Raw genomic sequence first — 26,615 nt, forward strand, 5'->3', positions numbered from 1 at the left:
TTTTTTAAGATTTATTCATAAAAAATGCCTAAAGCGAATACAAATTGTTTAATAATTGATATAATAGTAAGCGTGTTTTGAGGTGATAATTATGGCTTTTGACGGCTTATTCATACATAGTCTTTTAAATAGTGTTAAGCCAAAAATAATCAATGGTCGGCTTTCAAAAATATACCAACCATTTGAACAAGATTTAGTATTAACTTTTAGAAAAGAGCGCAAAAATATTCAGTTGTTATTATCAGCTAATGCGCAATACCCTAGGTTTTACATAACTAACCAAACTATTGCCAATCCTGATAAGGCTCCCACTTTTGTGATGGTGCTGCGCAAATATTTGGAAGGCTCAGTATTAAAAGAGATTGAACAACTAGGCGTTGACCGCATAGTAAATTTCAATTTTAGTAATCGTAATGAGCTGGGAGATCAAGTTCAGTTAGTTTTATCATTAGAATTAATGGGACGACATAGTAATGTCATACTCTATGATCAAAAAAGTGGACATATAATCGATTTGCTTAAACGGATTAATCCAGATGAAAACAGAGTGCGGCTGCTTTTACCTAAAGCAAAATATGAATTACCGCCCTTAATATCTGGAATAAACGGCTTTGAAGTGACAGAAAAAGAGTTTAAAGAAAAGGCTATACATTCCGATCCAGTAGATTTTGCTGGTCAAATTAGTGGCCTGGATCGTGACGATCGCCAGGAGCTCATTGGTTATTTAGAAGATGATTTTTCTTATTCGTCCTTTAAGACTTTTATGGGTCAGTTTAATAAAAAGGGCGCTTTTATATTAAAAACGCCAAAAAATAAACGTAAGATTTTTCCCTACCTACCCTACCATCTTAACCTGACAAAAGAAAGTGCTGATCCGGATATTAATCATGCTTTAGCTGAGTTTTACGAGTATCAGTCAAATCAGGATTGGGTACGACAGAAGTCAGCTCAAATTGAGCGACTAATCAAAAATGAGTACAAAAAATTAACCAAAAAAATCATTAAGCTCAAAAAGCAGCTGGAACAGGCAGAAAATTCTGAAGGATACAGGATACAAGGAGAAATCCTTAACGCAAATTTATCTCACGTTAAGCCAGGAATGACAGAAGTTTCTTTGCCAAATTATTATGATAATAATCGCCCACTAAAAATTAAACTTGATGTTACCCTCTCTCCTGCTCGTAATGCGCAAAAATATTTCACTAAATATAAAAAATTACGTGATTCTATTAAACACGTTAAAAAGCAAATATCTATTGCTCAGGATAACTTAGATTATTTTGATTCTGTTCAGACTGCAATTGATAATGCTGAACCGCAAGATATCGATCAAATTACTGAAGAGTTAATGAACCAGGGATATTTGAAGAAGCCCCAAAAACCAAAACGGAAAAAGAAGATTACCGAAAAGAATTTGAATAAATTTCGTATATCTTCGGGTAAAACTGTTTTAGTTGGCAAGAATAATTTGCAAAATGACTGGTTAACTTTAAAAAAAGCCAATAAAAATGATATTTGGTTTCATGTTAAAAATATTCCGGGCTCACACGTGATTTTGCAATCATCTGAAGCAACAGATGAAGACATTTTAGAAACAGCTGAAATTGCCGCATATTTCTCTAAAGCTAAAAATTCTGCGCACGTACAAGTCGATTATGTTCAAGATAAACGTGTCAAAAAACCAAATGGAGCAAAACCAGGCTTTGTCATTTATACTGGTCAAAATTCAATTGCAGTAACCCCTGAAAAAACCAGGGTATTATCTAAGAGAATAAATTAAAAAAACGAGGATGAAGAAAAAATCATCCTCGCTTTTTAAATCGGCTGAGTAGTTAAAGATAAAGACTCTAAAACACTTAAAATAAGTTCAGTAGTTTCGATGCTTGAAAACACTGGTATGTTCTGATTCAAAGCCTCATCGCGTATTCTAGTTGCATCATCACTAGCGGAATCAGATAAATTAGTAATATTTATTACCATATCAATCTTATGTTGGCGAATCTTGTCTAATAAGCTGCGAGAGCCATGACTAATTTTGGACACTATTCCAGTTGTAATACCGGCTTCTGCCAATTCATTAGCCGTACCCTCGGTTGCAATTATTTTAAAACCTAAACGATAAAATCTCTGAGCCAATTCTGTAACTTTTTTCTTATCTTCGTCGCGCACAGATATAAAAATTATTCCATAACTTGGTATTTTTAAACCACTAGCTTCATACCCTTTGTATAAAGCTTTTGCCAGTTCGGTATCCCTGCCCATAACAGAACCAGAAGACTTCATTTTTGAATCGAACGTATTTTCACTTTGATAATTAATATAAGAAAAGACTGGCATTTTAACAAATATAAAGCTATTTGAACGCCATAATCCACTTTTGTACCCTAATTCAGGCAAAGACTTTCCGATTAAAACTTCTGTCGCACATTTGGTAATATCCTTACCAAGAGCCTTGGAAAGAAAAGCGATATTATGGCCGGCATAAGGCTTAATTTGTAATAAATATACTTTTTTATCAACAATTAAGAAATGTAAAGTAAAAATACCGCGCATATTTAGACGTTTAATTAATGTAATAGCAAATTCAGTTAATAATTTCTTGGCCGTTTTGGATAAGTTTTGTGGTTTAAAAACAGCTATTGAATCTGACGCATGTGAACCTGTTTGTTCTAAGTGCTCAATAATACCTGGCAGAGTTACATTTTTACCATCTGAAATGGCAGTAATCTCATATTTATTTCCTTCAATAAAATGAGATAAGCTTACCTTAGAAAGTTGATTTTCTTCTAAATATTTTTTTAAGGCGGGTAAATCATAAACGACAGCTGATTTTTGCTTTACTCCCAAATTATTAAAACCACCAATTAAAATTGGAAATCCGTGTTCTATAATGAACTTTTGGGCTGCACTTTTATTAACAGTCGTTAGCACTTTGTTTTGACTTAAATTTTTTACTGTTTTAGTTAAGGCCTGCTCTATGCGATCTTTAGGATTAACATTCTTGTTACCTAAAATATTCAGACCGTTTTCGATTAATTTCTTACACAGAGCATTCATCTCTTTACCAGAAAATTGTATTAAAACATCTTTGATTTTTTCTTTCTCGGTAATTTGCAGAATACTTTCAACTGTAATTGGCTCAAAATAAACTTTGTCTACTCTCTTGTAGCTAATAGCAACTGACTCATCGTTATTTGAAAGCAAAATAATGTCATAATTATTATTATGTAAAGTATCAATTGCATGGCTTATCATGTAGTCGAATTCACTTGTAACTGACACTTGTGATGGCAGCATTCCAATTATTAAAACCTTTTTAGCGGCAGGCAAAACTCGGCTTTCGTCTTGAACTCCAAATGAGCCATAATATGCTTTAACTAATGGCTTAATGGTTCCCGCAGTGCCATCAATTTGCTGGAAGGCGGGTTTTAAATGTATTTTTGCAAGTTTTTTTTCAATTGCACCCACACTGCTGTTAGCTAAGTTAGCAATTAAGAGATTACGAAAGCCCCTCTTTTTGGCTTCAATTAGTAATTCATCGGTTAAGTGCTCATTTACTAATTTATGACCAATTTCAACTATATGATACAGTTTTTGAAAATATACCGGATGAATATGAACAATTTCATGTAATTCTTGATAACTAAAACCTTTTGCAATTGCAGCAAGTAGCTTAAGTAAATGTAATTCATCCGGTTGTTTTAGATCAGAAATAATTTCTGATTTATCCTTAGCTTTTTCCGCCTGCAAAACGCTTAGTGACATTTTTATATTAACTGTTGAAGCCAGACCTTTTAAAAAAGCAGATTCAAAATTTGTACCTAAACCAATAGCTTCTCCACTCGCCTGCATTCTGTTGCCTAATTTGTAATGATTGCTACCAGATTGCGTTAATGACCAAAATGGCATCCTAATGGCTACTTTATCTAAGGTCGGTTCGATTGCGGCATTAAGCCCTGATAACGGATCTTTAATTTCATCTAAACGATAGCCGAGTGCAATTTTACAGACAATATAACCTAAACTATATAGTCCTACCCTCTTAGACCAAATAGCGCTACGGGTTAGCCTCGGCTTTATCGATAAAACTTTGACTACAAATTTAGTACCTTCGTGTTTAACAGCAAAATGTATATTTAAAATTCCTATTATTTGTAAACTAGCCGCTATTTTTTGGGAAATTGCCCGAATTCTTTGTACTTGGTCATTGTTAAGAGTCAAGGCGGGCATTACAGCTGCTGAATCACCGGCATTTATAGCTACAGACTCAATAGTATCTGCTAGATTAGTAAAAAGCGTGTTTCCTGAACTATCACGAATAATATTGACAATTATTTCGTCCCAAGAAGATAAGTCTTCTGCTAAGTGATAATTGCCAAATGAAAAATTTTCCAGTCGTTTTTCTTTTTGTAAATATTCGTTCAGATCAGTAATATTATTAAAAATAATTTTTGGGTTAAATCCTGCATCTTTTTGTTTGATAAGCATCACAGGGAAGTGAACGGACTCTTCCAATTGCCTTTGCAAATTAATTGCATCGAAATCAGTTAGATTCCAATATTTGCTTGCCTCGATCTGATTTTCTGTCAAAAAAGCATTCATTTTTTGGTGATTGTCCATTGCCAAAGTGCCTTTGTTTAAAGTTAACAAGCGCACTCCCATTCGCCTCAAAATACCATCTTGAACAAGTTCCCGGGTAACTTTTAAGCCAGTTGTAGAGCCATAAGCAGATATAATGGCATTTGGTTCTTCCATGCGAATTATTCTTTTGAGAAATTCCAAGGTCATTGGTTCAAGATATACGGTTAACCCGGGCTTCTTATCAGTAGAAATAGTTGCAGGGTTAGGATTGACTAAAACTACTTGAATATCCTCTTCGAAAAGTGCTTTAATAGCATCTTCAACTAATAAATCAGTCTCAGATACTTTACCGACTAAAGTTGGACCTGATCCAATGATTAATACTTTATCTAAATCATTATCTAAAGGCATGTTTACACCATCATCTTTACAAAGTTATCAAAAATGGGAAGAGCATCTAGACTTCCTGGTGCTCCTTCGGCATTGAAAGCTGTACCAATTACCTTATTGGTTTTATTACTGTAACCGGCAAGTAATTCACTGTGAAGATCGTAAAATTCTCTTTCCATTTTGAATTGAACGCTGTTTGGCAGAACCAGTTGATCAATATTCATAGCCACTTGCCAAATCTTGTTTGTATTTTGATCAATAACTGGATAATTAATGCCACTATATGGTTGCGGTAAGTCAACAAGTTCGAAATTCAAAAAATCGCTTAATGCTAAAAATCCCAAGCCAATTCCCCAAATTGGAATTTGACCATAAAATGCTGAGAGAATTGGTTCTAGGTCTGGCATTAATTCATTTGGCCTGCCAGGCCCTCCCGAGATGATAATTCCTTGCGGTCGCAAATTTTCAATATCGGGCACAGCAACATTATATGGTAAAACTGTAGCATTAACCTTTCTTAAAGATAATTCTCTAAGCATGGAATGCTTTAAACCAAGATCAATTATAGCTACGGTTTTCCCTACATTAGGTACTGCATAAGCATTCTTAGTAGAAACAGCCGCAGATTTGTTTTTGGGCAAAACCAAGGCTTTAATTTGGTCAAAAGCGTGTTCATCATTTGTGTCCATAATTGACGCTTTGATTGTTTTCTCCTTATTCAAAAGATGAACTAAAGCTCTGGTATCAACATTAAAAATTGCTGGTATATTTTTTTCTTTTAAAAAAGAAGCTAAATCCTGGAAGTTGCCACTTTCGGAAATATTTTGCGCAACATCATTAGCTATTATTCCTTTTACCGTCGGATTAATGCTTTCATAGTCAATAGCGTTAATGCCGTTGCCACCAATCATCGGTGCAGTGAATACGAGAATTTTGCCTGCATTGGTTGGATCGGTCAAAGCTTCTTGATAACCAAAATTACCAGTTTGCATTGCTAACTCACCGGTAGAAATTATGGAAGCTCCTAAACCCTCTCCTGGAAAAGATTGACCATTTTCCAGAATCAAATATCGTTTCATTTAATCACTTTTTTCTCTCAATTCAGTCAGTCTTTGCAAAAAAATTCGTGGAGGTTTTACTGCAAATTCGAGCCATTTACCAGTTGTTGGCTGTCTGAACCCTAATACTTGAGCATGCAAAAATTGACCATTTCCCTTTAAGGTATGATGCGGTCCGTATAATGGGTCCCCTGCAACAGGATGTCCAATATAAGCAAGGTGTACCCTGATTTGATGAGTCCGACCCGTTTCAAGACGACATCTGAGTAAACTGTAATTTTGAAACTGTTCAAGAACAGTAAAATGTGTAATAGCTTCTTTGCCGTTGCCTACTACAGCCATTTTTTTACGATTATACTGATCGCGTCCAATTGGAGCTGCTATTGTTCCTTGTTTTTCAGAAAAATTACCGTGTACTATTGCTAAATACAGTCTTTTATTAGTTTTTGTGGCCAATTGTTCTTCTAAACTTTCACGTGCAAAAGCATTTTTGGCCACCATTAATAAACCAGATGTATCCTTGTCAATGCGATGGACAATTCCTGGACGAAATCCTTCAGGACTTTTAGCCAGGTTTTTCGTATGAAATAATAATGCATTAACGAGTGTGTGATCTGGGTGTCCAGCAGCTGGATGAACAACCATACCTTGAGGCTTGTTAACTACTATAACGTCATGATCTTCATAAACTATGTCTAATGGAATATCTTCTGGGACTAGAGCCAGTGGCTTTAATTTTGGAACAGTAACCAAAATTATGTCATTTTTTTGTACTTTATAGGACGACTTAACTATTTTTTGGTTAACCAAGATATTTTGATCATGGAGCAATTCTTGAATTCGCGAACGTGATAAAGAAGGAATTGCATTTGCCAGCACTTTGTCTATTCTGCCCTTTTCATCATGGATAACAATCTGGTATTTATTTGGCATCGTTTTTTTCGCTTTCGTCAAAAAAGAGCAAATAAATAAATACCAATATTATTCCAATTGTAATTGCAGAGTCAGCTATATTAAAAATATTGAAGTGAATAAAGTCAACTTGAATCATATCAATAACATATTTTAAATGAATACGGTCAATTAAATTGCCAATAATTCCGCCTAAAACCAGTGCTACACCAGAATCAAAAAGCTTACTGTGAAAATCGTTTCGTAACAGGTAATATAAACAAATTACGATAGCGATAATACTAATCAGGTAAAAAAGTCCCATTTGACCAGGCAAAATATTCCAGGCTGCTCCGTCATTTTGTACATAGGTAAATGAAAAAACGTGTGGTATAATCTGCTGAGTTTCTCCCAGCTTGTAATTACCTGCAATAAAAAACTTTAGTCCTTGATCGAGAAGTACAATAAATAATGAAATAATGAAATATAAGAATTGCATCGATATTTTTTAAAATAAGCCACTAATTTTACCATTATTGTCGACGTCAATATCTAATGCAGCTGGATGTTTAGGTAATCCTGGCATATCTAAAACATGTCCGGTTGTGATAACAATAAACCCAGCTCCATTTTTCAAACTAGCGCCCTTCACATGCAATGTAAAATCGGTTGGTGCTCCCAATAGTTTTTGATTATCAGTAAATGAGTACTGTGTCTTGGCAATAATGACTGGCAGCCTATCCTTCCCCATTTTCTCAAGTTCATGAATATCATTTTCAGCCTTTTCAGTATATTCTACTTTAGCTGCATGATAAATTTTTTGTGCTATTTTAGCAATTTTAGTTTTTACCTTATCATCTTTTTGATAAGTAGGCACGAGCTTGCCTTCACCTGAATTTGCTAAATTAAGGACAGCTTTGGCGGCTTCTATTCCGCCCTTTGAACCCTGCTCGTGATAATCAACTACAGCAGAATCAATTCCTTCTTCTTTAATCAATTGCTGTAAAAGTGAGAGTTCATTTTCACTGTCAGTTGCAAAATGATTAATTAAAACAATCACAGGAATTCCATAGTAACGCATATTGTTCATATGCCTCTTAAGATTTGCAAAACCGCTACGTAAAGCAGACAGATTTTCTTTACTTAAGTTTTCAGTGGTACCTTCAGCTTGATATTTTAAAGCACGGACAGTTGCCACGACCACACTGGCATCAGGCTTTTTAGCCAAATGTTCAGATACAAAGTCCATGAATTTTTGACCGCCTAAGTCGCTGCCGAATCCTGCTTCAGTTAAAACATAATCACTTAAATGCAATGCTAAATTAGTTGCCATAACGGTATTGGCACCATGGGCAATATTGGCAAAAGGTCCACCGTGTACAAGAGCGGGTGTATGTTCAATTGTTTGCACTAGGTTTGGCTTTAAGGCGTTAGAAAGCAAAGCTGCAATTGCACCCTCAAATCCCAAATCCTTAACGTAAACGGGCTTATCATCTTTAGTGTAGCCCACGAGCATTAATCCAATTCTCTTTTTTAAATCATTAATGTCGGTAGCCAAACACAAAATGGCCATTAGTTCATTGGCAACCGTAATTGCAAAACTTGATTTGTGCTCAATCCCGTTGAATTTGGAACCTTGTCCTACAGTGATATTTCTTAAACTACGATCGTTTACGTCAATTCCCCGTTTCAAGAGAATCCTGTCAGGATCTAGATCGAGTTCATTTCCTTGATAAATGTAGTTGTCTACTAAGGCCGCTAAAGTGTCAATAGCAGCTGTCAAGGCATGCATATCTCCCGTAAAATGGAGATTAATGTCTTCCATTGGAATAACCTGGGCTTGTCCGCCACCAGTTGCTCCACCTTTTAAGCCAAAGACCGGACCCATTGAAGGCTCGCGTAAAGCAATCATCGTTTTCTGGTGTAACTGATTGTTAATGGCATCTCCCAGACCAATAGTCATTGTTGATTTACCTTCTCCAGCTGGAGTAGGAGAAATTGACGTTACCAAAATCAATTTACCCAGGTGCTTTTTCGCCAATGTCTTTTTAATTGCCTGCCAATTAATCTTAGCTTTATTATTGCCATATGGCTCAATATCTGAGCTGCTTAAACCAACTTTAGCAGCAATTTCGTTAATGGGTAATGCGTGTGCTTCTTGTGCAATTTGAATATCTGATTTCATTGCGCATGCCTCTTTCTGTATATAAAATTTAATAACTAAACATCCATCTTATGTAATATCCTTTTCATATTAGAATTTAGGTCCCACCTTTTCTTTAATCAATTGTCATTATATCAAACATTAAGCATTTTTTACGCATAACCTGCTATAAATTAAGAATAAAGCTAAATTTTCTGCAATAAATAAAAAAGCTACTTTTGCCAAATTATGATATGACCGCCAAATTTAGGACAAATTTAGCGGTCACATCACTATTTTATTTTTCAAATCTTAACAAATAATAATGCCCAAATTCGTCCAATTTAATTTCATAAATCTTAAAAATATGCCATTGCAGCAAAATTGTTGGCTCAGATAACATTTTGGTCTTAGAACGAAATGGGAGTTTGAATATGCTCGTATCCCAGTATGAATTAAAATAAGTATAGAGCAATAACATAAAGAAAAATAAAATACAAATAAGTGCTGGCCAATTAAAAGCTTTAGTGCTTTCATATAAAAATATCAGACTCAAGAAAAATACAATTAAGATCCAGCAAAAATAAATTAATCCACTACGACCTAAAATAATAAAGTGCTTTTTTTTCATAAAAATCCCTGTTAATACCAAATTTCTGTATTGAGGTTACTGTGATTAGTAGTATCGAATAAAGTTTTCATATAATCGCTAAATTGCGGCCTTTGACTAACTAAGATTTTAAATTCCTTAGAGGAGTATAAATTTTTTAGTTGCTTTTTTTCTATATGATTATGGCCAGTAAAATATTGATAATTCATTTCAATAAAAAGACGGCTTACTTTTTGTAGCAGTCTAGCTTGGTCATCGTTTAAGTGATCTTTTTTATTTGAATTACCAGTTAAATTTCTTATTTGAATGTTCTTTAAGTAGCTGTGAAAGTGAACCAAGTTCGAATCTAGCCGTTCTTTTTTAGTTAAAAAAGGTTTCATATCAAATGTATGACGCTGATATTCAATGTGATCGGGTCTTACTTTGACTATTCCGTATCCTTGGTCGTATGAACAAAAACTTGAAGTAACAATTTCTGTAGTGGGTGTTTTTGCTTGAGGCTCAACGATATTTTGAGCATGAATGTGGCCAGAAAAAGCAATTTTAACCTTATAATCCTGGCATAAACGGCATAATGTTTGAGCATTATTTAAGACAAAGCCGCGATTTACTGCTGGATTATGAACATAAAGATTATGGTGCATGAATAAAAGTGGTTTAAGGTGCTTCATCTTAGCACTTTCTAACTGCTTTTCTAACCAGATAATTTGTTCTTCACTTATTTGTCCTTCAGTAGCGGGAGCACCACTAGCTTCATGTTCACCATAAATATTGGAATCAAGTAAAATTAATAGGTATTCTTTATTTAATTGTACGCTGTATGCCAATGAATTAGGATCAATACTCTGAGCACAATCATATGAGCTTTTAAAAATTCCTTGCCAATCAGTGGGACTTATTTGATGGGCATAAAGCTGATTAGGACCTTGAAAAGCCCGGGCCCACCCATCATATATGTCGTGATTTCCTGGCAAAACCAGTAATTTTGTTTCATTTAAATTACGAAAAATTTCTGCAAATTTTTGTGCCGAAATAAGCTCACCGTTAAAAGTAACGTCCCCAGTAACAATAATAGCAGCCGGCTTTTTTTTATTAGCAAAATCAGTAAAAGCCCTTAAAGCTGTTTCTTGATATACCAGGTCTTTACCTTGACTGGTATTTTGAATACGTTGAAATGCTTGACCATCATCATGCAAGCTATCTGCAATTAAATGCGTATCTGTAATCACCCAAAATTCGGTATTTACTTTATTTGTAATCATTTTTTCTTGCCCAATATTGGTAGAAATCAACCCTTAAGTTGCCATTAAAAAGTTTGCGCTTTTTGGTTGCTTTTTTACCAAAAAATTTTTCAAACGCAGGATCGCCAACCAAGTAATACTGGCTGAATGTGTCATATTTTAAAAGAGACTCACCCATTTGTTTATAAATTGCCTCAGCTGATTCCCGATCTTTCAGCCTTTTACCATAAGGTGGATTAGCGATTATAACCCCATTTTTTAAGTCTGTGGCAAAATCCTTTACTGCAACCTGTTTAAAGTAAATATCCTGTAAAACACCGGCATTGTTGGCGTTTAATTTGGCAATTTCTAAAATTGATTGGTCGATATCACACGCCCATATTGGTTGGTCAAGAGGTTTAATTTCACTTTTAGCTTCTGTTACCAATTCATCATGAATTGAACTGTCAAACCAGTCAAAGCCGTCAAAAGCAAATTGGCGCCAGATACCAGGGGCAATATTTTTCCCTATTAGAGCAGCTTCAATAGCTAAAGTACCTGAACCCGTCATGGGGTCAATCAAAGGATGACTACCATCGTATGGAGTTAGTTTTAATAATCCTGCCGCAAAATTTTCTTTCAGCGGTGCTCCACCGTGCTCAATACGATAGCCTCTTTTAAATAAACTGGCGCCAGTAGTGTCTAGAGAAATGCGGACAATGTCTTTATTGATGTGAATATCAAGAGGATATTCATTACCATTTTCTGGCAAAAAACCGCGACGATGGTACTGATCGGACATTTTATTTACAATCGCCTTTTTTACGATTGATTGAATACCAGGTTCAGAGTGCAACTTTGATCTGACAGACCTGCCTTTAACAGGAAACTTAGCGTCAACTGGTAATAGTTCTGCCCAATCAATATCATATACCTGATTAAAAAGGGTATCAAAATCAGTCGCCTTGAACTCTTTGAGTAAAATTTTAACGCGGTCTGCCGTTCTTAACCACAGATTGGTTTTGACAATATCTTTTTGATCGCCTTCAAAAAATACTCTGCCATTCTCCGTGTGAGTTTGGTATCCCAGCGCTTGTAGTTCCTTTGCAACAACGCTTTCAAAGCCGACACCCATGGTTGTATATAACTGATATTTTTTCATCTTTTATTCTTTCCTTTAAAAAAAGCGTTGAGCCCTTTGAAAAGCTCAACGCTGCCAATGCAAATTTCTGTAAGCCACGTTCTGTTCAAGTATTTGTGGCATAAATACCTGTAGCAGCCATCTATCTTTGCTATATTAGTAGCAATCCAATCTTTAGTTCATTTTCTTAGATTGAACGCCCCCACCAAGTTTGGGTTGCACGCTCGCAGGGTTTACCTCGTTCCACCAAAAGTGTTTCCACTTCTGCTTCGTCACTGTGGCACTTTTCAGAATATTCATGCATATCATTAGAATGACTTAGCACTTTTTTCGCCGTAACTTAAAATTCTTTAGCTTATTGGGCTAAATACGAACACTACAAGCATCTCAGCTCGTGCGTGCGTGGACTTTCCTCAGCCTGACCTGTTTCAGATCAAACCGCGACTGCTCAAAAATTGCACCATTAAGAATTATATCAAAGCTTAGTCTTTTTGTAACCCATAAACTCGCTGTTCAAGATTATAAACTTTGCGTTCAAGAGTCGAAATTCGTTGAATAATGGCCATATTGGTGGAATTTTCAGTTTGTGTATCTGATTTATTAATTGGATTGAAACTCTGCGTTGAACGTTCATGATTAGGGGTATATGTCTTGATACTTTCCGCAGATGTTACTGGAGTTATTCTCCTTGTTTTTTGTGATTCAAGAGCTTGCTCTTTATGATGGTCATCCATTAATTCACCTTGCAGCTTGCCAATTTGGCCGTAAAGGTCTTCAATTATTTGCTCAAATGTGTCATAATCTGCAATTACTTTATCTAAAAAAGCGTCAACTTCATCAGGGTCTAAGCCTTTAACTTTTGTCCTAAATTGTTTTTTTAAAATATCCTGTGTGGATAGTTGAATATCATTTAAATCTGCCATGATAATATACAACTCCTTTTTTTATCACTTTTATTCTAGCAAAAACTATCCATGCTTAAAACAAAAATGTTAATTTTAAAATAAAGTTATCCTTATTCTTTATAATTATCTTCTTGATTTTCTTGATACTCCTCAGCTTCATCTTGTAGATCATAAAAATCAATTAATTCGAGCGGATATTCTTTTGTTTCTTGGTATTTCTTGATTAAATTATAATCAAACTTGGGTTTACCTGGATTTTCAGGGTCATAAAGCATTAAGGCTCTATCTGTATGTAGTAGCATAAAATTCTGGTAATTGCGCAGTTGAACTGGGTTTTGATAAGGCTCATTAGATGTAGAAGCAAAAAAGTCAACTTGACTTTTTAAATTAAGATACTTTTCTTGATTGCTTTCATTCCATCTGCCGGCAAAGTCTTCATAAGGAACAATAATAGATGTTCTTAAGGGATATTTTTTCCGCAATGAAATAGCCACTTCACTGGCCCATTGCTCTACTCCTAGATTTGCTCCAGTTATTACCCAATCTAGCTGGTCATTTTCTAGTAAATTTAACATATGTTTTTTTAAAACTAATTTTATGATTTTGATTTTGGGATCCTTATCACCGAATGTGTTTAACTCGTAATTACGGTACCCAGTTACCCATAGTCTTTGCATAATGAAACAAATGGCTCCTTGTTCAAAAACTTTTTCTTTATTGCTATAATGCTAGCAGGAGTGATATTTATGGTCAAATATCCAACCGGCAGTTCTGCCGCTTTTCGCAGTTTAAATGATAAGCCCCAAGCTTCACATAAAAGAAGAAAACATAAAAATATTAATTTTTCCGATCGAGGGATGAACCTTGAACAGATGATTAATGAATCTAATAAATATTATCGTACTAAAGAAATAGCCGTGGTACATAAAAAACCTACGCCTGTTCAAATTGTTAAGGTAGACTACCCTAAAAGATCACGTGCAGTAATAAAAGAAGCATACTTTCGCCAGGAATCGACCACAGATTATAATGGTGTATATAAAGGTTACTATTTGGATTTTGAAGCTAAAGAAACCAAAAACAAAACTAATTTTCCCTTAAAAAATTTCCACGAGCATCAAATAGTTCATTTAGCAGAATGCTTGAAGCAAAAAGGAATATGCTTTACAATAATAGGATTTACAAGCTTAAACCGCTATTTTGTTACTCCCGCAAGCACAATTATCAAAGCTTGGTGGACAAAAAACAAAAGTTCATTAACATTAAAAGAAGTCGAGGATTGGTCAATAGAGATTAAGAACGGTTTTCAACCAACACTTCCGTATTTGAAAGCTGTAGATTCTTTTATCTCGGATAGGAAAATACACGATGACAAATAAAAATTTCAACTCAAATAATGGACGTGAATCACGTAAAAACTACCGCCAAAGTTTACCTAAACCTTTGTGGCGCCGCATACTTAAGTGGACGTTTTTGGTTATTTTTCTATTTCTGGTAGCCGGCGTTGGTCTATTTGCATTTTACGCTAAGGATGCTCCCAATATTAGTCGCGCTGACCTTGAAAGTGGCGGCTCTTCAGGATTATATAATACAAATGGTAAATTTGTAATGTCTTTAGGTACCGAAAAGCGATTATACGTTAAAGACAGCGAAGATTTGCAACTGTTAAAAGATGCTATCGTATCCGTTGAAGACAAGCGCTTTTATAGGGATAAATTGGGAATTGATCCGATTAGAATTGTTGGATCAATGTTAACTAATGCCAAAAGTAAAAGTATTTCTGCCGGTGGTTCTACTATCACCCAGCAGTTAGTTAAGCTGACAAAATTTTCAACAGCTGCTTCCCAACGAACTTTACGCAGAAAGGCTCAAGAAGCCTGGCTGGCCATGAGAGTGCAGCGAGAATACAGTCATGATGAAATCTTGGAATTTTATATAAATAAAGTTTACATGAATTATGGCAATACAGGAATTGGCACCGCGGCTAATTTTTATTATGGTAAAAAAATTGGAGACTTAGACTTAGCTCAAACAGCGATGCTGGCAGGAATGCCTAATAGGCCGACTGTTTATAATCCTTATACCTACCCGCAATATGCCAAATACCGCCGTGATATTGTTTTAAAGGCGATGTTGAAGAATAAGAAAATCTCGCAAGAACAATATGATGAGGCTAGCAAGGAAAGCATTAAAAAAGGTTTAAAACCGCATAATCAGCGTAAACAGTCAAATTTACGTAAAATTAATGATCCTTATGTTAAAGAAGCAATCGCTGAGGTTAGAGCCAAGGGTTTTGATCCTTTCCGTGATAATTTAAAAATTACGATTAATATGGATCAGAAAGCTCAAAAGAAACTATATCAATTGGCTAATAATGGGCAAGTTCCTTTTACTAACGACAAAATGCAGATTGGTGCTTCCGTAGTTGATCCTAGCAATGGTCATGTGGTAGCTATATTGGGCGGCAGGCACCTGCCTTCTTCAGTCCAGCTAGGCTTAGATCGGGCTGTACAAACTACCCGTTCAACTGGATCTTCAATTAAGCCTGTTCTAGATTATGGCCCTGCCATTGAATACCTTAATTGGTCCACTGCTAAAATGTTAGATGACAGCAAATACGTCTATCCGGGAACAAACGTCCAATTATACGACTGGGACAATAAATATGACGGCATGATGACTATGCGGCATGCCTTAGAACAATCACGTAACGTTCCTGCAGTAAAAACATTAAGAGAAGTCGGCATACCTCGTGCGAGAAAGTTTGCCGGCAAAATGGACATTGATATTCCGAAAGATTCCGGCCTGTCTGTAGCTATCGGCGCGAATGCTTCCAGTTTACAAATGGCGGGAGCTTTTAGTGCATTTGCAACGATGGGTATTTATCATAAACCGCAATTTGTTTCAAAAATTGAAACTCCTGATGGATTAACCAGAAATTATGATTCTGAGGGTATTCGTGTTATGAGTAAAGCCACAGCTTACATAATTACGGATATGTTAAAAGGTGTTATAAAACATGGTTCCGGCAGAAATGCCCAGATTAATGGTTTGTATCATGCAGGCAAAACCGGATCAGTTAAGTATTCAGAACAGGATTTAGCACGTTACCCAGGGTACGCAGCTACTCCAAAGGATTCTTGGTTTGTTGGTTACACACCTCGTTATGCAATAGGTGTTTGGACCGGCTATGATAACCTGAAAGATGGGACTATTTCCGGCATCGGACAGCAGTCAGCGCAGCTTTTTTATAAAAACATGATGACCTATTTAATGAGAAATAAAGAAAATGTTGACTGGCAAAAGCCTGACTCGGTGATTAGGGCTAGAATTGCTAAAAATTCGAATCCTCCGGAGGTTTCTTCTACTGGGGAATGGCAACTGTTTGTTCGTGGACATTCTCCTGTCGGCATAGTTGATGATAGCAGTGACTATGATGAAGATGATGAAAAAACTAATACTAATAATTCATCTTCTACCAGCAATACTCAAGAAAGAAATTCAGTTCATCACGAAAATGGTTCAACGACCCAAAACAATAAAAATGAAAAGAAGGATAAGGATTTAAAAGATAAGCCGCAAACTGGTAATACTGGTAAAGACAATTCATCTGATTCTAGTCAAAATAATGATGCAAATAATTCCAATTCTGAAAATAACCCGCACCATGAACAAAAGCCGAACAAGCCTGGGGGCGAAAGTAATAACTCGGCCAATGACGAGAATCATCATTAATTAAAAGAACCGCTGAAAAAATTTCAGCGGTTCTTTTATTATTTTCTTACAAGTAAGTAAACAATTAGTTCTATTAGGCCAATAAAAGCAAAAAAGATTATTAAAACAGCTAAAGAAATGAGTTTGACATTCATTGTATTAGCTGTACCCGTGCCATCATAGGGACGCAGCCAGAGAAATAATGCCATACCAGCAAATAAAACAACTAAAATAATGTTAGTTATGCGCCACCTACTCATGTTTTAAAACCCCTTTTAATTAATTTGTTAAAGGAATTATACTATTTTTTTAGTTTTTAAGCACTATTTTTCTTTTAAATAAGTATAGGGGTCATTCTTGTCCCGTGCTGTCATTGAGTAGCGACCAAATAAAATCATAGCGTGATGTGTATGAATCCATTCACTTTTAGGTAAAATTTCCTCTAATCTCTTTTCTACTTCCAGTGGCTTAGCATTTTGCGGTACTATATGAAAGCGCTTGGAAATTCTTGACACGTGAGTATCAACCGCTATCGCAGGTATACCAAACCCTTCCGCTAAAACAACATTAGCGGTCTTCTCTCCGACTCCGGGTAAAGAAATCAGACTTTTTTTATCATGAGGAATTTTACCATCATATTTTGAAACCAAAATTTCAGCTGTTGCTTTTAAGTGCTTAGCTTTAGAATGATAAAGTCCAATTTGGGAAATATGTTTTTCTATTTCGGTAATCGTCGCAGTTGCCAAGTTTTTTGGTTCAGGATAATCCTCCATAAATTTAGGCATTACTCGATTTACCATTTTATCAGTGGTTTGAGCGCTCATTAAAACCGCGCATAATAAATGGAATTTATTATCCCATACCAATTCACTTTTTGCGTCAGGATACATTTTGTTGATACATTCTAAAACTTTTCTGGCTTCTTTAGTACTAAGAATTTTTTCTGCTTCCATTTAGCGATTCCTCCTCAAAAACTTTTGGACCTCACTCACGGTTTTTAAATTGTGTCTTTGCCAATTTAACAGAATGCGATCGATGTACTTTAAACTATATGCCTGAGATAAAACAGCTTCCCGCAAAGCCAGCCTGATAATAGCAGGATCATAATGATCAACGTTTAGCCAGGCAGCAACTTCTTCGCGTTCGATTGGGCTTAAGTAGCGGCCAAATTCAATTTCAAATTGGCGAACTAATTGATTTAGAGGACTGTTGTCAATTACAGAGGTTGAATTATCTTTGCCATTTTTATTGAGGGTACTATCAGTTTTTCCTGCCAACAATTTATCCAGTTTGTCGTACAGCTGGTTAAGGTTATATTTATTTCCAATCATGCCCTTTTGATCAGTTACCTGATCAATTACCAAAAAATTTTGTTCAATTAATTTTTGCAATAAGGATCCAATTTCTGCAACGGAAAAATTAGTGTTGGCCGCAATTTCTTCATTAGTTGGAAAGAAGTCTCCTTTTTGAGCAAACATTTCCAGTTGCAAAATGACCATCATTTCAGCGTCATCGATTTTTAGCTGGGGATAATAAGCTAGCAAACCGTTTGATAACAGAGTTACACCTAAAGCACGGTAATCATTATATTGCATGATTTTTCTCCTTTAAAAAAGTTGAACTAAAGTAATTTTAGTTCAACTTTTAATTATCTTATTGATTTTATTATTAAGGCTCAAGTCTGTTAATCATTCTTGGGAATGGGATAGCTTCACGAACATGGTCTAAATTACAAATCCAAGCAATTACCCGTTCAAATCCCATGCCAAAGCCTGAATGAGGTACGCTACCATATTTACGCAAATCCAGGTACCAGCTATAATCATTTTCATTTAAGCCAGCTTCATGAATTTGTTTAAGTAAAGTATCGTAATCACTTTCACGTTCAGAACCACCCATTATCTCTCCATAACCTTCAGGTGCTAGAACGTCTGCACATAGATATTCCTTAGGGTTTTCAGGATTCTTCTTCATATAAAAAGGTTTAATAGCGGTTGGATAATTTACAATGAAGAACGGACGATCAAATTGTTCAGAAATAAAAGCTTCATCAGGTGCGCCAAAATCATCCCCCCATTTAAAGTCTCGTCCATCATCCTGCAACATTTTTACTGCATCATCATAAGACAAGCGGGTATAATTGCCCTGAGAAGCTGGCTCAAGCTTCTTAGGATCTCTTCCCAAAATTTCCAGTTCATATTGGCAATTTTGTAAAACTTGTCCAGTAACATATGACAAGAACCTTTCCTGCAAAGCAAGAGATTCAGCTTGATGCATCCAGGCCATTTCCGGCTCCATCATCCAGAACTCGGTTAAATGACGACGAGTTTTTGACTCCTCTGCTCTAAAAGTTGGGCCAAACGTAAAAATTTTTCCGAATGCTTCAGCCCCTACTTCACCATAAAGTTGACCAGATTGTGAAAGGTATGCATCCCCACCGAAATATTCAGTATGGAATAATTCCGTAGTTCCTTCGGGAGCAGAATGCATAAAAATCGGAGCATCAAATTTTATAAAACCTTCATTTTCAAAGAAGTCAACAGTTGCTTTGAAAATGACGTTTCTGATTCGCATGATCGCAAACGGGCGCTTGCTTCTTAACCACAAATGCCTGTGATCAAGAAGAAATTCAATACCGTGTTCTTTGTTCCCGATAGGATAGCCTTCATTATTAGTAATAAGCTTCAAATCCGAAATCTGAATTTCATAACCAAAGTGAGAACGTTCGTCTTGATGAACAGTCCCCTTGATGTAGAAACTTGCTTCTTGATGCAGTGATTTTGCTGTCTCAAAAACTTCATCTGAAACAGCATTTTTACGAACAACGCCTTGGAAAAATGCTGTACCATCACGTAATTGTAAGAAAACTATCTTGCCACTTGAACGTTTATCCGTCAGCCAAACGTGCATCTGCACTTCCTGGTCGACATGATTGCGACAATCTGCTATAGAAATTAATTCTGTCATAAACTTTTATTCCACTTTCCTTATCATAATCAAATTAATAATACCAAAGTTTGAGCAATTTAGCGACTTAACCTACTAATTTTCCATTTTTAAAATCAAAAAGTTGATAATGATATTCCCCCGCATCATTTTTAGAACTTACTTCCCAAACCGGCTTATTCTGATACCAGCCTAGATTTACCTCAGTAATTTTTGCAGATGGCCTTTTAGTACTGTATTTGTTGCGGATAACTGCTTCATTCACACCCTTACTTGCTGGATATAAATATGCTCTTTTAGATCCGGGTAAGTAAATAAAATAATAGGTCTTATGATTTTTGGTCAGACCTTTTAAAGAATAGCTGTTAATGCCACGATTCAAATGATAGGTTTTTTCAGTGTACCTGATTTGGGTCTTTTCTAGAGCAATTCTTTCAAGCTCGCGGGTTTCTGTTCTTTCGGGATTGCCAGCTTTATAAAAAATTATAATAAAAGCAAAGTATAACAATACCAATATTAAGAATACCCATGCTAAAAATTTAAGTGTTTGTTTTGTATCATCTTGTATCATAGTTCTCTAGCTTTTCTTGTAAATCATTCAAAGATATTTTTTTGACTTTAACCGGAACAGCAGCCAGAAAAATAGGACCATAATCTTTAGACCAAATTCTGGAATCTAATATTAAAAATTGCCCTTTATCCTGCTCTCCACGTATTAGCCTGCCCATTCCCTGCTTAAACCGAATAACCGCACGTGGCATCGTATCAGAATGAAAAACGTCAATTCCGCTGTCAATGAGCTGTCTTTGGCGCAATTTAACTTCAGGTAAATCAGGGGCTTCAAATGGCAATTTGGTTGCTATGACCAAATCTACACCACATTCGTGAAAATCTATTCCTTCCCAAAAACTATCTGCCCCAAGTATCAGAGCTTTTTTAGCGATGGCGAATCTTTTGATAATACGATTATTTGACCCGGAAACACCCTGAGCCAAAATTTCAAAATCGCGTAAGTTGGGCGAATTGATAATAGCACTAAAAGTGTTTTTAATTTGTTCTAAATTTGTCATTAGTATTAAAACATGATTTTTATCTGCCAAGTCATTTTCAATAATTTGTGTTAGCTTTTTTTCGCAGGTAGGATCATTGATATCTGGGAAATCAGTTACAGATAAAACCTCAAGATGTTTTGCTAATTTAAATGTGCTTGTTCCGATGTATTTTTGTGGTGCTAAGTCGGTTAAACCCAAAAGTTTAATTATAAAATCAAAACCATTTTCACTAGTCAAAGTTGCACTTACAAATGAAATGTGATCGAAGCGATCGTATATTTTCTGCAACTCTGGCGTTGCGTCAAGCATCAGCCAGCTTAAATTGGCACTCAAAGGATCTTGAGGATTAGTTAAAGTCACAATGAAGCCTTCTGATTCAACATAAGCTTTTTTACGAAGTAAATCAGATAGCTGATAGCTTTTTGTAATAAAATCATCCAGTTGATCAATTTGGCCTGAAGTTTCACTTAAAATTGCATCCCGGTCAATATTTGAATTGTCAGTTTCATTGTACATCTTAAATAAAATTTGATTAGTATTCTGCCTGATGTCTTCCAGTTTCCGCTGCAGTTCAGTCAGCTTAACTAAAAACTGACTATTTTTGGGAAATAAATCCCTTCCTCTAAAGCTAAGCAGCAAATTACCATTAGCCAAAGTATTTTGGCTGACAGCCTTTTTCTTTTTAGAACAAAGTAAACGCTGCAAATGATTAATTACCTTAATTAAATCAAGGATTGCCGGATCCAGCTTTTCCAATAAAAAATTAAACTGAACGTCATTACCGTATTGATTAAATACACTGTCATCGGCATAATAAAGCAAATTACGCAGATGGTTGAGAGCTCCCCATAATGATTCGAACTGAAACGAATCGTTTCTAGAATTGATAACATTGTCAACAAAGCGGTGAGCCTCGTCAATAACGAGATAAGGATTTTGTCCCCAAATAGTATCATTATAATGGTTGGCTAAATAGGCGTGATTGGTCACTAAAATGTCAGCCTGCTCTTGCCTTTGTCTAGCCAAGTTCCAAAAATCAACGCCCGCAAAAATGCTACCAACGCGAGCATCTCCAGGATGGGCAATTTGAGTAAATAAAGGTGCACGATAGTTAGTAAGCTGCAGTTCGTCTAAATCGCCGGTCTTAGTTTCGGTTAACCATACTAAAATACGCATTTGCAAAACTAAAGTCAATTTATTAGGAGTACCTTGATATAAACTCTGATAAAAGCCATCTAGATCAAGGTAATGACTGCTGGCTTTGACTTCTTCGGCTTTTAAGTCTAACTTGGTAACGTTCAATAATTGGGGTATTTCATGATTAATAATCTGTCTTTGCAAAACTTTTGTAGGCGTAGCAATTACTAATTTTCTATTGGTATATAAATGATAGGAATAAGCAAATAAATAAGAAAAAGTCTTACCGGTGCCATTAGGAGCTTCAACTAATAGTGTCCTTTGCTTTGAGGCGCTTAAAAACTGTTCAATGCGATTAATTAGGTCTACCTGCGGTTGCCGGTAATTAATTTTATTTTGAAACAGCTTCTTTTTTGCGCTATCACTTTTCGGAAAAGTAGTTGACGACTGACCTGCGATGATTGCTACTTTTTCCTGCTTACGCAAGATTATTTGTCGTACTTGTTGGTATGCAGAAGATAAAGGACGTTTCTCTTTACGTGCATCATCAGCAATAGTCGTAAAGATCCAAGAAGTGTCGCGGATTAAACCGTGCGCCAAAGAGCTTAACGTGTTAAGAGTAGCTTGGGGTAAACTTTCGAGCCGCTCAATAATTTTTATTAGTAAAACTGCAGTGCCATATGCATCAGAGTCAGCTTTATGGGGGTTTAAATGTTTAATGTGCAATAATGCCGTTAAATCGCTCAATTTATATGATGGTTCCGTAGGAAAAGCAATTTTGGCCAGCTCCACGGTGTCAATTGCACGATTGGTTAAGGGCTCATAACCATGTTGTACTAATTCATAATTTAAAAACGGCAAATCAAAATTGACGTTATGAGCAACGAAAACAGTATCCTTTAAAATTTTTACAATCTTTGGTGCATAAAAAGAAAAATCTTTTGCATGAGCCACATCCTTATTATGTATATGAGTCAGATTTTGGACCGCTATTGGAATTTCACGGTGGGGGTTAATCATAAATGAATATGTTTTGACAACTTTCATATTTTTAATAATGGCGCAGCCAAACTGGATAATATGATTGTTATCTTCTCGCTGTGTTCCGGTAGTTTCCAGATCAACAACTGCAAATACGGTCTGCTCAAATGATTTCATTCTGCATTAGCCCTCCTTTCTTTACTTAACTTCAACAATTTGACATGCATCTAATAAGATTAAATATTTAGCTTTAACTTTTTGGTCGGAAAAAGAATTTAAAGCTCTTTCATATAAACGCAATTGCCCCGCATACTTTTGCTTAATTTTGGCGATAGCTAATTCTAAATGGCTGTGATCGATATGATCAGTTTTATAATCAAACAATATTATGCCATCTTTTTCACTAAAATAACCGTCTATTGTACCATGAATTAAAATTTTTGCATCCGGGTCACTGAAATTAGCAAATAGAACGTCAGCTGGCAACAGACTTGAAAATTCAATTTCGCGCTGCAGATTTGCAGGATTTTCCCAAAATTTTTGGGCAAAATCACTATGAACAAACCAATTTATTTGTTGCAAATTTAAACTGGCAACAATTTTGCTGTTGAGTTTATTTTGTTTTACTAATTGCTGCACTTCTTCTTCAACTTGGTTTGCTTTGCCTGAGCCATGATAATCATAGTATTGCAGAAGAAGGTGCATTGCCGTCCCAATTTCCGCCCCAGTAAATTTTGTCTGATACAAAAAGTCAGGTTTAGTATCAATCGGTTGCAAATAACGGTTGGTAGAAGAAATCAGGTGCGCGTTTTCAAGTTCAGCATCAAGAGGGTCATTAAAAGCTTTTTTAATTTCAGATACAGACTGATAAGCAGTTGTGTGACTTGCGTCTTGAAAAGTATAATTAAAATTAAACAGTTTTTTGGTATATTGTGCTAGTGCTGAAATGCTTTCAGTTTTGCTTTCTTGCGGGCTAATTTCTTCTTGAAAATGAACTTTTTCGTCATGGTACTGGATATAAAGCAATTCTTGACTAGTTTCCGAGGCTGAATTGATATCACTAATTTTTTGACTTAAAAGCTTATCCCATCTGATTGATGGACCAATCAGACTCATAGGATTTAAAGCGTTAAGCTTGCTGCTCAACGAGAGATGTCCTTTTTGATCAGCTTCATTTTGCCAATTTTCAATTGTCTGCGGTAGATTCTTTAAATCAGCTACCAAAATTAACTTTTGCTTAGCTCTAGTCATCCCCACATATAAAATGCGCGCTTCTTCTTCTAAAAGTTGTCTCTTCTTAGATATATTTGCAATAGATTTAACCAGGGTATCAGCACGATAATGTTTTTGCTTGATAGTTAAACCTACAGCACTTGAATTGATAATATAATTGCCGCTTAAATCCCTCTTTTGAAATTGATGCTGCAAGCCTAAGTAAAAAACAATGGGAAATTCCAAACCCTTGGAACTATGTACAGTCATTAAGCGCACGGAGTTGCCAGCTTCTTTAGTTAAGAGTGGCTGGGCCAAGTCCTTTTGGCTGCGTCGCATTCGCTCGATAAAATTAATAAATTGATATAGGCCCTTAAAACCAGCGCTTTCATAAGAAGCAGCTCTTTCATATAAAGCCTCTAAATTAACTCTTCTCTGCTTGCCATTAGGTAGAGAGGTCATAATTTCAAGCAGGCTGGTTTTTTCATAGATACTCCAGATCAATTCTGAAATTCTATGTGTTGCAGCGAATTTACGTAATTCTTCGAGTTGATTCAAAAAATCTTTTACTTTTTGACTAAGTTCGTTACCCACGGCAACATAAGAAGTTAAAGCGTTGTAAAAACTGGCATTCTGCGTATGAATTCTGATAGTACTGAGTTCTGGTTCTGTAAAATTAAAAAGAGGCGACCTTAATACAGCTACTAAAGGAATATCCTGGTCTGGATTATCAATGATCCTGAGGTAGTTCATGATAATAGTTAATTCTAAAGTTTGAAAATAATTTTTCGCATCGGTAACCATTATTGGAATATGGCTTTTGGCAAACTCTTGCATAATTTCAAGATTATTGCTGCGACTTCTGGTTAAAATAACAATATCACTGTACTTAAAAGGTCTTAAATGATTGCTATTTGGCGAACTTTTGTCATAAACTAACAAATTTTCTTCTGCGAATTTGTTAATTCGGTTAATAACCATCGCAATTTCAGCTGAATCAATATCATCAGTATCTTCATCTTGCGAGCTTTTTTCGTTGTTATTTTTTTCATGAAAAAGTATTTCAGTCGCGTCAGGAAGATTTGAGGGATAATATTTGGCACCATAAGTCAGCTGACTCTCATGGTTATAATCAATGCCACCAAAGTCAGTTGTCAAAATATTTTTAAATATTTGATTAACAATAGAAATAACTGGCTTAGAGGAGCGGAAATTGTCCGACAATAAAATTCTTTCTTCTTTTGCTTGATTTTCTTTAAGGGCTGCCTCTTGATATTTATGTAAAAACAAACTTGGTTCGGCCTGTCTGAAACCATAAATTGATTGTTTAACGTCGCCAACCATAAACAGATTGTTTTGACCATCTTTTTTAATTAGTTGCAAAATATTTTCTTGTAGCGGATTGATGTCCTGATACTCGTCGACCAAAATCTCATTAAATTTATTTTGATAAAATGTCCGTGCCATTTGTGATGCAGAAGTGTCTTGGCTGAGAATTTGGTAAGCTAATTGTTCCATGTCACTAAAATCAAGTAGGTTTTCTGCTCTTTTAAGTTCATTGAAACGGTCAATCAGTGCCAGTTCTGCTTTTACAACCGCAGTCATTATTTGCTGGCCTTTTTGCATCATGGACAATTGCTCTTTTTCGTCAGTGGCATAAAAAGAGGTAAAGGCAGTAAAAATCTGATCTCTTGCTTCTTTTTTAAAATCAGAGCACTTGTCATAAAAAGCAATAATGTCTTCGTCCCATTTTTTAGATCTATGCGGATTACCTCTGAAAATACAAGCACGTAGTTTTTCTCGCTGATCATCATATGTGCTATCATTTTTCAAGTCATGCAAATAACCACTAAGACATTTTGCAAACAAGTCAAAACTTTCTTTTAATTTGTGCAGTTCCTTAGTAGCCATGACCTCACTTTGACACATATGCTCTAACTTATCAGCAAGATTTTGAAAAAGATCGACTAAATAAGGCTTAATTTCTTTCTGCCACAAAGAAGATTTGCTTACTTCTTCTCCCATCTGATATTTTTGGGCTAACCCTTGTAGCCATTGGCGATAATCAGGTTTTGCCATTGCGTAATTGTATAAATCTAACAATAAATTCTGTGGTGATTCCGCATCCCTGTCACCTGCAAAATTGTCATAAAAAGCTATGAAGTCTTTATCTTTTTTCTCTAAAAACTCTCCTTCAACTTCTTTCAATGCCCTTTCTCGCATTAATTCTGCTTGTGAATCGTCAGTTAGTATACTGAAGCTGGGGTCAATGTTAATTATGTAATAAAAGCGATGGATTACATCCAGACAAAAGGCATCAATTGTAGAGATATTGGCAGAATTAAGCAAATTTAACTGTTGACGCAAGTATGAATTGTTTGAAGACTTCTGTATTTCATTTGATAATACTTCTTTAATCCGTTTTTTCATTTCAGCTGCAGCTGCTTTTGTAAATGTAACTACTAAAAGCTGATCAACACTGACACCAGAAAGAATTTCTTTCATTAAACGTTGCACAAGAACGGTAGTTTTACCACTACCTGCTGAAGCTGATACAAGTATGTCGCGACCATGATCATTAATAGCTTTTTCCTGAACGGCTGTAAATGGGGTTTTCTCTTTTTCTAGAACCAT

The 26,615-nt window shown here is 35.7% G+C and carries 19 protein-coding genes and 1 other RNA gene; 3 read left to right on the forward strand and 17 right to left on the reverse strand.

From position 1 onward, the window contains the following. Positions 1-91: 91 nt before the first annotated feature. Positions 92-1,780: an NFACT family protein gene (locus F5ESL0260_RS04665; protein WP_122026051.1), complete on the forward strand. Its 1,689-nt coding sequence runs from the start codon at positions 92-94 to the stop codon at positions 1,778-1,780. Between the two features lie 35 nt (positions 1,781-1,815). On the opposite strand, the gene F5ESL0260_RS04670 is transcribed toward F5ESL0260_RS04665, so the two are convergent. The 10 genes from F5ESL0260_RS04670 to F5ESL0260_RS04720 all read right to left on the reverse strand — a co-directional run bounded on the left by F5ESL0260_RS04670 (position 1,816) and on the right by F5ESL0260_RS04720 (position 13,616). Next, positions 1,816-4,992, reverse strand: coding sequence for a carbamoyl phosphate synthase large subunit (locus tag F5ESL0260_RS04670; RefSeq protein ID WP_122026052.1), 3,177 nt, complete (start codon positions 4,990-4,992; stop codon positions 1,816-1,818). A gap of 2 nt (positions 4,993-4,994) precedes the next feature. Next, positions 4,995-6,050, reverse strand: coding sequence for a carbamoyl phosphate synthase small subunit (locus F5ESL0260_RS04675; protein ID WP_122026053.1), 1,056 nt, complete (start codon positions 6,048-6,050; stop codon positions 4,995-4,997). Then, positions 6,051-6,962, reverse strand: a complete 912-nt coding sequence (locus F5ESL0260_RS04680; RefSeq protein ID WP_122026054.1) for an RluA family pseudouridine synthase — start codon at positions 6,960-6,962, stop codon at positions 6,051-6,053. Beyond that, positions 6,952-7,419 carry a signal peptidase II gene (lspA, locus tag F5ESL0260_RS04685; protein WP_122026055.1) on the reverse strand — a complete coding sequence of 156 codons (468 nt, stop codon included), beginning with the start codon at positions 7,417-7,419 and terminating at the stop codon, positions 6,952-6,954. Before lspA ends, F5ESL0260_RS04680 begins: the two co-directional genes overlap by 11 nt. Positions 7,420-7,428: 9 nt before the next feature. After that, positions 7,429-9,105 carry a formate--tetrahydrofolate ligase gene (locus F5ESL0260_RS04690; RefSeq protein WP_122026056.1) on the reverse strand — a complete coding sequence of 559 codons (1,677 nt, stop codon included), beginning with the start codon at positions 9,103-9,105 and terminating at the stop codon, positions 7,429-7,431. Positions 9,106-9,705: 600 nt separating this feature from the next. Further along, positions 9,706-10,935: a metallophosphoesterase gene (locus F5ESL0260_RS04700; protein WP_122026077.1), complete on the reverse strand. Its 1,230-nt coding sequence runs from the start codon at positions 10,933-10,935 to the stop codon at positions 9,706-9,708. After that, positions 10,922-12,055 (reverse strand): class I SAM-dependent RNA methyltransferase, encoded by a 1,134-nt coding sequence (locus F5ESL0260_RS04705; RefSeq protein ID WP_122026058.1) that lies wholly within the window; start codon positions 12,053-12,055, stop codon positions 10,922-10,924. The genes F5ESL0260_RS04700 and F5ESL0260_RS04705 overlap by 14 nt, the downstream gene beginning before the upstream one ends. Positions 12,056-12,120: 65 nt before the next feature. After that, positions 12,121-12,490, reverse strand: an RNA gene (gene rnpB, locus F5ESL0260_RS04710) — RNase P RNA component class B. Positions 12,491-12,516: 26 nt separating this feature from the next. Then, the gene (locus tag F5ESL0260_RS04715) at positions 12,517-12,957 is read right to left on the reverse strand and encodes a DivIVA domain-containing protein (protein ID WP_122026059.1); all 441 of its coding nucleotides are present in this window, start codon (positions 12,955-12,957) and stop codon (positions 12,517-12,519) included. 92 nt (positions 12,958-13,049) lie between these two features. After that, on the reverse strand, positions 13,050-13,616 hold the full coding sequence (locus F5ESL0260_RS04720) for a DUF1273 domain-containing protein (RefSeq protein WP_122026060.1): 567 nt from the start codon (positions 13,614-13,616) through the stop codon (positions 13,050-13,052). A gap of 69 nt (positions 13,617-13,685) precedes the next feature. On the opposite strand from F5ESL0260_RS04720, the gene recU reads away from it, so the two are divergent. After that, positions 13,686-14,318 carry a Holliday junction resolvase RecU gene (gene recU, locus F5ESL0260_RS04725; protein ID WP_122026061.1) on the forward strand — a complete coding sequence of 211 codons (633 nt, stop codon included), beginning with the start codon at positions 13,686-13,688 and terminating at the stop codon, positions 14,316-14,318. Then, positions 14,308-16,674 carry a transglycosylase domain-containing protein gene (locus F5ESL0260_RS04730; protein ID WP_122026062.1) on the forward strand — a complete coding sequence of 789 codons (2,367 nt, stop codon included), beginning with the start codon at positions 14,308-14,310 and terminating at the stop codon, positions 16,672-16,674. The genes recU and F5ESL0260_RS04730 overlap by 11 nt, the downstream gene beginning before the upstream one ends. A gap of 38 nt (positions 16,675-16,712) precedes the next feature. On the opposite strand, the gene F5ESL0260_RS04735 is transcribed toward F5ESL0260_RS04730, so the two are convergent. From F5ESL0260_RS04735 to addA, 7 genes are all read right to left on the reverse strand, one after another. Then, positions 16,713-16,913, reverse strand: coding sequence for a DUF3923 family protein (locus F5ESL0260_RS04735; RefSeq protein WP_122026063.1), 201 nt, complete (start codon positions 16,911-16,913; stop codon positions 16,713-16,715). A 63-nt stretch (positions 16,914-16,976) separates the two neighbouring features. Further along, positions 16,977-17,606, reverse strand: coding sequence for an endonuclease III (nth, locus tag F5ESL0260_RS04740; RefSeq protein ID WP_122026064.1), 630 nt, complete (start codon positions 17,604-17,606; stop codon positions 16,977-16,979). Further along, on the reverse strand, positions 17,607-18,248 hold the full coding sequence (locus F5ESL0260_RS04745) for a DnaD domain protein (RefSeq protein ID WP_122026065.1): 642 nt from the start codon (positions 18,246-18,248) through the stop codon (positions 17,607-17,609). A 73-nt stretch (positions 18,249-18,321) separates the two neighbouring features. After that, the gene (asnS, locus tag F5ESL0260_RS04750) at positions 18,322-19,620 is read right to left on the reverse strand and encodes an asparagine--tRNA ligase (RefSeq protein ID WP_046324841.1); all 1,299 of its coding nucleotides are present in this window, start codon (positions 19,618-19,620) and stop codon (positions 18,322-18,324) included. Between the two features lie 67 nt (positions 19,621-19,687). Continuing rightward, the gene (locus F5ESL0260_RS04755) at positions 19,688-20,170 is read right to left on the reverse strand and encodes a hypothetical protein (protein ID WP_122026066.1); all 483 of its coding nucleotides are present in this window, start codon (positions 20,168-20,170) and stop codon (positions 19,688-19,690) included. Further along, entirely contained in the window at positions 20,157-22,946 is a 2,790-nt protein-coding gene (locus F5ESL0260_RS04760; RefSeq protein ID WP_122026067.1) for a helicase C-terminal domain-containing protein, read from the reverse strand. Before F5ESL0260_RS04760 ends, F5ESL0260_RS04755 begins: the two co-directional genes overlap by 14 nt. Before the next feature lie 21 nt (positions 22,947-22,967). After that, entirely contained in the window at positions 22,968-26,615 is a 3,648-nt protein-coding gene (gene addA, locus F5ESL0260_RS04765; RefSeq protein ID WP_122026068.1) for a helicase-exonuclease AddAB subunit AddA, read from the reverse strand.

It is taken from the genome of Lactobacillus sp. ESL0260, assembly GCF_003692935.1.
In the GTDB taxonomy this organism is placed as follows: Bacteria; Bacillota; Bacilli; order Lactobacillales; family Lactobacillaceae; genus Lactobacillus; species Lactobacillus melliventris.

What these genes read in the sequence shown, in the direction of transcription:
- F5ESL0260_RS04665 (WP_122026051.1), top strand. Translation starts at nt 92, where the DNA reads ATGGCTTTTGACGGCTTATTCATACATAGTCTTTTAAATAGTGTTAAG.
- F5ESL0260_RS04670 (WP_122026052.1), bottom strand. Translation starts at nt 4,992, where the DNA reads ATGCCTTTAGATAATGATTTAGATAAAGTATTAATCATTGGATCAGGT.
- F5ESL0260_RS04675 (WP_122026053.1), bottom strand. Translation starts at nt 6,050, where the DNA reads ATGAAACGATATTTGATTCTGGAAAATGGTCAATCTTTTCCAGGAGAG.
- F5ESL0260_RS04680 (WP_122026054.1), bottom strand. Translation starts at nt 6,962, where the DNA reads ATGCCAAATAAATACCAGATTGTTATCCATGATGAAAAGGGCAGAATA.
- lspA (WP_122026055.1), bottom strand. Translation starts at nt 7,419, where the DNA reads ATGCAATTCTTATATTTCATTATTTCATTATTTATTGTACTTCTCGAT.
- F5ESL0260_RS04690 (WP_122026056.1), bottom strand. Translation starts at nt 9,105, where the DNA reads ATGAAATCAGATATTCAAATTGCACAAGAAGCACACGCATTACCCATT.
- F5ESL0260_RS04700 (WP_122026077.1), bottom strand. Translation starts at nt 10,935, where the DNA reads ATGATTACAAATAAAGTAAATACCGAATTTTGGGTGATTACAGATACG.
- F5ESL0260_RS04705 (WP_122026058.1), bottom strand. Translation starts at nt 12,055, where the DNA reads ATGAAAAAATATCAGTTATATACAACCATGGGTGTCGGCTTTGAAAGC.
- F5ESL0260_RS04715 (WP_122026059.1), bottom strand. Translation starts at nt 12,957, where the DNA reads ATGGCAGATTTAAATGATATTCAACTATCCACACAGGATATTTTAAAA.
- F5ESL0260_RS04720 (WP_122026060.1), bottom strand. Translation starts at nt 13,616, where the DNA reads ATGCAAAGACTATGGGTAACTGGGTACCGTAATTACGAGTTAAACACA.
- recU (WP_122026061.1), top strand. Translation starts at nt 13,686, where the DNA reads ATGGTCAAATATCCAACCGGCAGTTCTGCCGCTTTTCGCAGTTTAAAT.
- F5ESL0260_RS04730 (WP_122026062.1), top strand. Translation starts at nt 14,308, where the DNA reads ATGACAAATAAAAATTTCAACTCAAATAATGGACGTGAATCACGTAAA.
- F5ESL0260_RS04735 (WP_122026063.1), bottom strand. Translation starts at nt 16,913, where the DNA reads ATGAGTAGGTGGCGCATAACTAACATTATTTTAGTTGTTTTATTTGCT.
- nth (WP_122026064.1), bottom strand. Translation starts at nt 17,606, where the DNA reads ATGGAAGCAGAAAAAATTCTTAGTACTAAAGAAGCCAGAAAAGTTTTA.
- F5ESL0260_RS04745 (WP_122026065.1), bottom strand. Translation starts at nt 18,248, where the DNA reads ATGCAATATAATGATTACCGTGCTTTAGGTGTAACTCTGTTATCAAAC.
- asnS (WP_046324841.1), bottom strand. Translation starts at nt 19,620, where the DNA reads ATGACAGAATTAATTTCTATAGCAGATTGTCGCAATCATGTCGACCAG.
- F5ESL0260_RS04755 (WP_122026066.1), bottom strand. Translation starts at nt 20,170, where the DNA reads ATGATACAAGATGATACAAAACAAACACTTAAATTTTTAGCATGGGTA.
- F5ESL0260_RS04760 (WP_122026067.1), bottom strand. Translation starts at nt 22,946, where the DNA reads ATGAAATCATTTGAGCAGACCGTATTTGCAGTTGTTGATCTGGAAACT.
- addA (WP_122026068.1), bottom strand. Translation starts at nt 26,615, where the DNA reads ATGGTTCTAGAAAAAGAGAAAACCCCATTTACAGCCGTTCAGGAAAAA.